General features: G+C 69.8%; 8 protein-coding genes. 6 read left to right on the top strand and 2 right to left on the bottom strand.

Annotated features, from left to right (window positions below):
* The 3 genes from MQN93_RS08235 to truA all read left to right on the top strand — a co-directional run.
* Positions 1 to 361 (top strand): DNA-directed RNA polymerase subunit alpha C-terminal domain-containing protein (locus tag MQN93_RS08235; RefSeq protein ID WP_278190456.1); only part of this gene is annotated, 361 nt, incomplete at its 5' end.
* Between the two features lie 104 nt (positions 362 to 465).
* Positions 466 to 966: a 50S ribosomal protein L17 gene (gene rplQ, locus MQN93_RS08230; RefSeq protein ID WP_016434639.1), complete on the top strand. Its 501-nt coding sequence runs from the start codon at positions 466 to 468 to the stop codon at positions 964 to 966.
* Between the two features lie 89 nt (positions 967 to 1,055).
* Entirely contained in the window at positions 1,056 to 1,910 is an 855-nt protein-coding gene (gene truA, locus MQN93_RS08225) for a tRNA pseudouridine(38-40) synthase TruA (protein ID WP_016434640.1), read from the top strand.
* Positions 1,911 to 1,939: 29 nt separating this feature from the next.
* Here the strand turns inward: truA and MQN93_RS08220 are convergent, their stop codons facing one another.
* Positions 1,940 to 2,821, bottom strand: a complete 882-nt coding sequence (locus MQN93_RS08220) for a hypothetical protein (protein ID WP_016434641.1) — start codon at positions 2,819 to 2,821, stop codon at positions 1,940 to 1,942.
* 333 nt (positions 2,822 to 3,154) lie between these two features.
* Between MQN93_RS08220 and rplM the strand changes: the two genes are divergently transcribed.
* The 3 genes from rplM (at position 3,155) to glmM (ending at position 5,672) form a co-directional block, all read left to right on the top strand.
* Entirely contained in the window at positions 3,155 to 3,598 is a 444-nt protein-coding gene (gene rplM / locus MQN93_RS08215; RefSeq protein WP_016434642.1) for a 50S ribosomal protein L13, read from the top strand.
* A 42-nt stretch (positions 3,599 to 3,640) separates the two neighbouring features.
* On the top strand, positions 3,641 to 4,162 hold the full coding sequence (rpsI, locus tag MQN93_RS08210; protein ID WP_016434643.1) for a 30S ribosomal protein S9: 522 nt from the start codon (positions 3,641 to 3,643) through the stop codon (positions 4,160 to 4,162).
* 151 nt (positions 4,163 to 4,313) lie between these two features.
* A complete protein-coding gene (gene glmM / locus MQN93_RS08205; RefSeq protein WP_242708925.1) occupies positions 4,314 to 5,672 on the top strand; it encodes a phosphoglucosamine mutase in 1,359 nt (452 codons plus the stop codon).
* An 82-nt stretch (positions 5,673 to 5,754) separates the two neighbouring features.
* On the opposite strand, the gene MQN93_RS08200 is transcribed toward glmM, so the two are convergent.
* Entirely contained in the window at positions 5,755 to 8,391 is a 2,637-nt protein-coding gene (locus MQN93_RS08200; RefSeq protein ID WP_372504311.1) for an FG-GAP-like repeat-containing protein, read from the bottom strand.
* Between the last annotated feature and the right edge of the window lie 253 nt (positions 8,392 to 8,644).

The raw sequence follows: 8,644 nt of genomic DNA, 5'->3' as shown, positions 1-8,644 counted from the left end.
CGCCCGCGAGCTGAACATCGACGCCGAGGGCATCGACATGGGCCCCTCGCCCACGGATGCCGCCCTGGCCGCCGACCTGGCGCTGCCGATCGAGGAGCTGGAGCTTACGGTCCGCTCCTACAACTGCCTCAAGCGCGAGGGCATCCACTCCGTGGGTGAGCTCGTGGCACGCTCCGAGGCCGACCTCCTGGACATCCGCAACTTCGGTGCGAAGTCCATCGACGAGGTCAAGGCGAAGCTGGCCGGCATGGGCCTGGCCCTCAAGGACAGCCCGCCCGGATTCGACCCCACGGCCGCCGCCGACGCCTTCGGCGCCGACGACGACGCGGACGCGGGTTTCGTGGAGACCGAGCAGTACTGAGCCCTACGGGTCTGTGCTGAACGGTCGTTGCCGGTGAGCATCCGCTCATCGGGTTCCTGACCCCGGTACCTGATACGGCCGGGGCAGACACACAGGAGAAAGAAATGCCGAAGCCCACCAAGGGTGCCCGTCTGGGCGGCAGTGCCGCGCACGAGAAGCTGCTCCTCGCGAACCTCGCGAAGGCGCTCTTCGAGCACGGCCGCATCACCACCACCGAGGCGAAGGCCCGCCGTCTGCGGCCGTACGCCGAGCGGCTGGTGACCAAGGCGAAGAAGGGCGACCTTCACAACCGCCGCCAGGTGCTGCAGGTCATCACGGACAAGAGCGTCGTCCACACGCTCTTCACCGAGATCGGCCCGCGGTACGAGAACCGTCCGGGTGGCTACACCCGTATCACCAAGATCGGTAACCGTCGTGGCGACAACGCGCCCATGGCTGTCATCGAGCTGGTGGAGGCGCTGACGGTCGCGCAGCAGGCGACGGGCGAGGCCGAGGCCGCCACCAAGCGTGCGGTCAAGGAAGACGCCCTGAAGAAGGACGAGGCCGTCGAGGCCACGTCCGACGAGGCCGTCGAGGACGCCCCCGAGGAGTCCAAGGACGCCTGAGCGTTCTGCCTTGCAGTGAACGGGTCCGCCCTTTTGGGGCGGGCCCGTTCCACGTTCTCGACCAGGACGCAGCGCTGAGAGGATCTCTGGTGAGCGACGAAGTAGAGCCCGGTCACGTCCGTGTCCGTCTCGATCTCTCCTACGACGGGAGCGAGTTCTCCGGGTGGGCCAAGCAGGCCGGGGGGCGGCGGACCGTGCAGGGGGAGATCGAGGACGCTCTGCGGACCGTGACCCGGTCGCGGGAGACCTATGAGCTGACGGTCGCCGGGCGCACCGACGCCGGGGTGCATGCGCGCGGGCAGGTGGCCCATGTGGACCTGCCGGAGCCGGTGTGGCGGGAGCATCACGAGAAGCTGCTCAAGCGGCTCGCCGGGCGGCTGCCCAGGGACGTACGGGTGTGGGCGCTCAGGGAGGCGCCCAGTGGCTTCAACGCCCGCTTCTCGGCGGTCTGGCGGCGGTACGCCTACCGGGTCACCGACAACCCCGGAGGCGTCGATCCGCTGCTGCGGGGCCATGTGCTCTGGCACGACTGGCCGCTCGACGTCGATGCCATGAACGAGGCCGCCGAGCGGCTGCTGGGGGAGCACGACTTCGCCGCCTACTGCAAGAAGCGGGAGGGCGCGACCACCATCCGCACGCTGCAGCAGCTGAGCCTGGTGCGCGGGGACGACGGGATCATCACCGCGACCGTGCGCGCCGACGCCTTCTGCCACAACATGGTGCGCTCGCTGATCGGGGCGCTGCTGTTCGTGGGGGACGGGCACCGGGGCCCGGACTGGCCGGGCAAGGTGCTCGCCGCCGGCGTACGGGACTCGGCCGTTCATGTCGTACGGCCGCACGGGCTGACCCTCGAAGAGGTCGGCTACCCGGCCGACGAGCTGCTTGCCGCGCGCAACAAGGAGGCGCGCAACAAGCGGTCGCTGCCGGGTGCGGGCTGCTGCTGAGCGGTCAGTGCGCGGCCGAGGGTCCGTACCTAGCCGGCGGCCGCCGCCGACGCCTGGGCCTCGCCGCGCCTGCGGATCTGCCGGAAGGTGAACTCCGCCAGGTCGTCACCGACCTTGAACACCTTGGTGTCCGCCTTCGTGACGTCCTTGCCGTTGGTGAAGCCGCTGGTGGTGAAGTAGGCGTAGCGGCCATAGGAGTTGGTGGTCGTGCGGCAGGTCGCGGAGTTGCAGAAGGCCTTCACGCCCTTGCCCGCGAGCGCCTGGACCAGACTCTTGTTGTCCGCGAGGCCCTTGACCTTGGTGGCCTGTGCCTCGGCGTCGAAGACGGCCACGCCGACCGTCACCGCGACGCCGTCCCTGGTGTAGGTGACGCGCATCAGCCGGGTGCACTTGTTGCCGGTGAGGATCTTCGGGAGGGTGCCCTCGGCGGCCGAGGCGCAGTTCTTGGTGTCGGCCGTCGCGCCCTTCTTGTACACGGCCGTGCCCATGGTCAGCTGGGTGCCCGGGAAGAACGAGTCGACGCTGAGCGGGGCCGTGTCCTTGCTCTTGCTGGCGACGAACTCCTTCGGGTCCAGCGGGGGCGGGGCGCTGGTCGGCGCGAACGAGGGGGCCGCCGCGCTGCTGCTCGGGATGGAGCCGCCGGTCGGCACGTCACTGGGGTTGCCGGAGGCGTTGTTGTCGCCGTTCGCCGACACCACGGCCATGGCGACGGCGGTGCCTATCGCGACCGTGGCCACCACGCCGCCGCCGATGAACAGCAGCCGGCGCCTCCTGTTGCGCGTCTCCGACGCTTCGGCCAGCGCTGCCCAGTCCGGGGTCTGCCCGTCGCCGCCGTTGCTCCACGGCTGCTGGGAGTTTGGTTTCCAGGGGTCCCACTGGGACTGGGGTCCCCCCTGCTGCCCATAGCTCATGGGGCGCATCTTAGACGGGGTGCGAGAGGTGCCGGTGTGCCTCCGGCGGGCCGCCCGGGGACCTTTCCGGCACTGCCGTACATTGTGGCCGGGCGGGTTTTCCGACGGCTTCCTCAGGGCTCGTTTTGACCCTTGTGGGGGAGCCCCGGTATCCTGCTTCTTCGTTGTGTATTGGCTTGCTCATTCTCACGGGACGGGCCCTTACACCGGTCCACCGGGCCGATGACCAGCGACCCCACTACGCGGTATGCGTCGCCGCCGTGCGGTCCAGGCTGTCGTGATCGTTTCGGTGACCTGTTCAGGACCATTCACTCGAAGCGAAGGCTACGAACCGTGCGTACGTACAGCCCCAAGCCCGGCGATGTGACGCGCCAGTGGCATGTCATCGACGCTCAGGACGTTGTCCTGGGTCGACTCGCCACCACCGCCGCGTCCCTTCTGCGGGGCAAGCACAAGCCGATCTACGCCCCCCACGTCGACACCGGTGACTTCGTCATCATCATCAACGCCGACAAGGTGCACCTGTCCGGCAACAAGCGGACCCAGAAGATGGCGTACCGCCACTCCGGCTACCCGGGTGGTCTGCGCTCCGTCCGCTACGACGAGCTGCTCGACAAAAACCCCGAGAAGGCCATCGAGAAGGCCGTCAAGGGCATGCTCCCCAAGAACTCCCTGGGCCGTCAGATGCTCACCAAGCTGAAGGTCTACTCGGGCGACCAGCACCCGCACGCTGCCCAGCAGCCGGTGCCGTTCGAGATCACCCAGGTCGCGCAGTAAGTCCGGCCACCCCCTAAGACTGAAGAGAATCTGAGGAGCATCGTGGCCGAGACCACCGTCGAGACGCCCGTCGAGGGCGAAGAGATCGTCGACATCGAGAGCTACACCACCGAGTCCGACGTCCCCGTCGAGGGCGAGTACACGTCGGAGTCCCTGGCGTCCCGCTTCGGCGACCCGCAGCCGGCCGCCGGCCTGGGCCGTCGCAAGAACGCCATCGCCCGCGTCCGGATCGTCCCGGGCAGCGGCAAGTGGAAGATCAACGGTCGCACCCTTGAGGACTACTTCCCCAACAAGGTGCACCAGCAGGAAGTCAACGAGCCCTTCAAGGTGCTCGAGCTCGAAGGCCGCTACGACGTCATCGCCCGCATCGCGGGTGGCGGTGTCTCCGGTCAGGCCGGTGCGCTCCGTCTCGGTGTCGCCCGCGCGCTGAACGAGGCCGACGTGGACAACAACCGCGGCCCGCTGAAGAAGGCCGGCTTCCTCAGGCGCGACGACCGTGCGGTCGAGCGCAAGAAGGCCGGTCTGAAGAAGGCCCGCAAGGCTCCGCAGTACAGCAAGCGCTGATCGTTTCCGCTGTATCGCGACAATCGCCCCGGCCGCACGGATTGTGCAGCCGGGGCGGTTCATTTACACAACCCCCACAGGCCCCGGACAGTCTCAGGGGATGTACTTGGGAGTGAGCCGCACTCTCTTCAGCAATTCGGAGGACACCACAGTGGGACGACTCTTCGGCACGGACGGCGTGCGCGGTGTCGCGAACGCGGATCTCACGGCGGAGATGGCGCTCGGCCTCTCCGTGGCCGCGGCGCACGTGCTCGCCGAGGCGGGGACCTTCGAGGGCCACCGGGCGACGGCGGTCGTCGGACGGGATCCGCGTGCGTCCGGGGAGTTCCTGGAGGCCGCCGTGGTCGCGGGTCTCGCCAGTGCCGGCGTGGACGTCCTGCGCGTGGGTGTGCTGCCGACGCCCGCTGTGGCGTATCTCACCGGCGCGCTCGGCGCCGACCTCGGCGTGATGCTCTCCGCGAGCCACAACGCCATGCCCGACAACGGCATCAAGTTCTTCGCCCGCGGCGGCCACAAGCTCGCCGACGAGCTCGAGGACCGGATCGAGGGCGTGTACGAGTCGCACCGCCACGGTGAGCCCTGGCAGCGGCCCACGGGTTCGGGCGTGGGCCGGGTGCGTTCGTACGACGAGGGGTTCGACCAGTACGTCGCCCACCTCATCGGTGTGCTGCCCAACCGGCTGGACGGGCTGAGGATCGTCCTCGACGAGGCGCACGGCGCTGCCGCCCGGGTCTCGCCCGAGGCGTTCTCGCGGGCCGGCGCCGAGGTGATCACGATCGGTGCCGAGCCGGACGGGCTCAACATCAACGACGGCTGCGGCTCGACCCACCTGGACCAGCTGAAGGCGGCCGTCGTCGAGCACGGCGCCGACTTCGGCATCGCCCACGACGGCGACGCCGACCGCTGCCTCGCCGTGGACCACACCGGTGCGGAGGTCGACGGCGACCAGATCCTGGCCGTGATCGCGCTGGCCATGCGGGAGCGTTCGGTGCTGCGCGAGGACACCGTGGTGGCGACGGTGATGTCCAACCTGGGCTTCAAGCTGGCGCTGGAGCGCGAGGGGCTGCAGCTCGTCCAGACGGCGGTCGGTGACCGGTACGTCCTGGAGGAGATGAAGGAGCACGGGTACGCGCTCGGCGGCGAGCAGTCCGGGCACGTGATCATCCTCGACCACGCGACCACGGGTGACGGCACGCTGACCGGGCTGATGCTCGCCGCGCGGGTCGCGGAGACCGGGCGGTCGCTGCGCGAACTGGCGGCCGTGATGGAGCGGTTGCCGCAGGTGCTCATCAATGTGCCGGACGTGGACAAGTCCCGGGTGCAGACGTCCGCGGAGCTGGCCGCCGCCGTGACCGAGGCCGAGCGCGAACTCGGCTCCACCGGGCGGGTGTTGCTGCGGCCGTCGGGGACGGAGCCGCTGGTGCGGGTCATGGTGGAGGCGGCGGACATCGATCAGGCTCGGTCTGTCGCCGGGCGGTTGGCGGATGCGGTGAAGTCCGCTCTTGGGTAGGGCTTGCCGGGTTCGGGCCCCGCGCCCCCGAAAGACTCGACAGTGCGGCCGGGGCTTCGTGTGAAGCCCCGGCCGCGTGCTGTTACGGCGTGAGGGTCTGGCCGAGGTGGGCACCCGCGGGCGTGCCCAGGGTGTCGCGGCCGTAGTAGACGCCGGTGCCGGTGGCGACGCCCGAACTGCCGCTGTCCAGCTGGAGGATGGTGCCGTCGTAGCTGTTCTCGCCCTCGCCGCCGATGGCGAGGTCGGCGCGGCCCCAGCCGGACAGGTCGCTCAGGACCACCGCGCTGCCGATCTTGTCGTTGGGCTCGGTCGAGCCGGTGATGCCGCTGGTGTCCTGGCTGTACGAGTGCGCGCCGGACCCGGTCAGCCCGGACGAGGTGCCCTTGAGGAGCACGACCATGCCCGCGTTGGACTGGTTGGCGCCGCTGCGGACGATGTCCTCGTTCGGCACGCCGGCCAGGACGTCCGCGTAGCCGTCGGCGTTGTAGTCGCCGACGGAGACGGAGGAGCCCATCGCGTCGCCGTCCTCGGCACTCCCCGGAACGCCGCTGGAGTCCTGGTGGATCGTGCGCATGCCGGTGGTGGTGAAGCCGGTCGATGTGCCCGGGACCATGGTGACCTGGCCCCCGGCGTGGGCGCCGGACTCGGCCGTGTACGGCTGGCCGATGACGATGTCGTCGTAGCCGTTGCCGTTGACGTCGCCCGCGGCGATGGAGCGGCCGCCCTTGACGGACAGCACGCTCACCTTGGTCAGACCGGACTTGCTGCCCTTGAACCAGGTGACGCGGCCGATGGTGGACTGGTCGCGGTAGTTCAGGGCCACGTCCGCGTAACCGTCGCGATTGAAGTCGCCGGTCGCGGCGTCCAGGTAGGCGACCGAGCCGGTGGAGCCGGTCAGCTTGCCGTACTGGGTGGCGCCACCGGTGAGGTGGACGTTCCAGGAGCCGCCGTTTCCGGAGCCGGCCGAGAAGACGTCGGCCTTGCCGTCGGCGTTGAAGTCGCCGACGGTGACCGCCGCACCCAGCTTGGCGCCGCTGCTGGTGACGCCGCTGGTGGTGTATGACGTGCCGGAGTTCAGGCCGGGGCCGTTCAGCACGGTGACCGAGCCGCGGTCCTTGTGACCGGAGGTGTCGTCCTCGCCGGGTGCGCCGATCGCGAGGTCGGCGTAGCCGTCGCCGTTGACGTCGCCCCACGCGGTCGCGGCGCCGAAGTTGTCGCCGGTCTCGGAGCTGCCGGGCACGCCCTCGCTGGACTGGGTGAGCCTGATCCTGGCGCTGCCGACCGGGCCGTCGGTGCCGCCGGGCACGACGGCGACGTTGCCGACGCCGCCCGAGGCCTGCGGCACACCGGCGACGAGGTCGTTGATGCCGTCGCGGTTGAAGTCGGCCGTGGGGATCGCGGAGTTGGCCGCGGCGCTCGCGGCGAAGCGGCGGATCTCACCGAGCTTGGCGTACATCGCGTCGCCGGGGCACTCGGTGGCGTAGGCGTCGCGGTGGCCGGAGATGGTGTTGAGGGTGGCCTGCTGGCCGTTCTTCCACACCCCGGTGTCCCCCATGGCGGTCAGTGTGACCGTGCCGGTCGGGTTGCCGCCGTACTGGCCCAGCTTCCACGCGGCGAGGCGCGCCACGGACTCCAGCGTGGCCCGGGTCGGCCGGCCGGCCGGGATGCCCTTCGCGGGGTCGCCCTGGTAGTCGCCGAGGATCGCGATGCCGGTGGAGTAGCTGTTGAAGCCGTAGGTGTGCGCACCCATCACCGGCAGATCGACGCCGCCCGCGCGGCCCTCGAAGATCTGGCCGCACTTGTCGACCAGGAAGTTGTAGCCGATGTCGTTCCAGCCGTTGGACTGGATGTGGTACGCCATGATGCCGCGCACGAGCGATGCCGACTGGGCGCAGCTGTAGCTGTTGGAGCCGACGGTGTGGTGCACGAACACGGCCTGCACCTTGTCGATGTACGACGGCGGGTCGTCCACCGTCGACTCGTCCGCGCCCCACTGCGCCCGGCTGATGATGGGCGGCTCGGTGACGGTGGAGGGCGGGGCGGTCGGCTTCGTCTCACTCGGCGACGGCGAGGCGGAGGCGGTGTCGGAGGCCGTGGCGGAGGGGGACGGCGACGTCGTCACTGTGGGCGAGGCGGTGGCCGGCTCCGACGTACCGGGTGTCGCGGTCGTGCTGTCGCCGGGGCTCGGTGACGGCGCGTCAGTGGGCGAGGCGGAGTTCGTGGCGGCGGGGCTGGTCTCGGCGACGAACGCGGCGGGATCGACCTCGGTGCCGATGGACCTGGTCTCGGCCTTCGTGACGACACCCGGGTCGACGAGGTTGACCTCGAACCCCTTGGGCAGTCCGGTACTTGTGCTGCCGTTCTTGTGGACGACCTGGACCTCGACGCCGTTGGACGGGCCGACCCACAGCGGTTCGGAGGCACCGCGCATGCCCGGCTCGACGTCCTCCACCGGATCCTCGTCCAGCTCCAGGGGCTGCCAGGCACTCCACTGGCCCGACTCCAGGCTGCGGGTGCGTACCTGCGCGGTGCCGTGGACCTTCTTCGTGGCCCCGGTCCAGGAGACGCCCAGCAGCGAGAACTGCTTGGTGCTCGTGCGCGGCAGCTCCCGCTCGCTGCCGCTGCTGCTCTTCAACGCGAGGTCGTAGACCTTGACCGGCCGTTTGGCCCGGCCCGCGGCCCCGGCATCCTGGGACGGGCTGGCCAGGGCATACGTCACGACACCCCCGCCCCCCACTACGACCGCGCCCAGCGTGAGCCACGCTCTGCGTTTCAGGCTCAGCGGTCTGTAAGCATGCGACGACGTACGACGTCTCAAGAAGAGTCCCCACCCCAGAGAGGGCCTGTGAAGGCCGGAGAAAAGAGTCACGTGAGGCGCATCCGTCACTCGGATGGCCTGGACTGTCCAGCGTTTTGCCCTGGGCAAACGTCACAGCCGTGCAGGGTGGGGTGACGTAGATCACTTCGCCTGA

It is taken from the genome of Streptomyces spinosisporus (genome assembly GCF_022698145.1).
GTDB classification, from domain to species: Bacteria; Actinomycetota; Actinomycetes; order Streptomycetales; family Streptomycetaceae; genus Streptomyces; species Streptomyces spinosisporus.
This window is presented reverse-complemented; position numbering and strand designations above follow the sequence as displayed.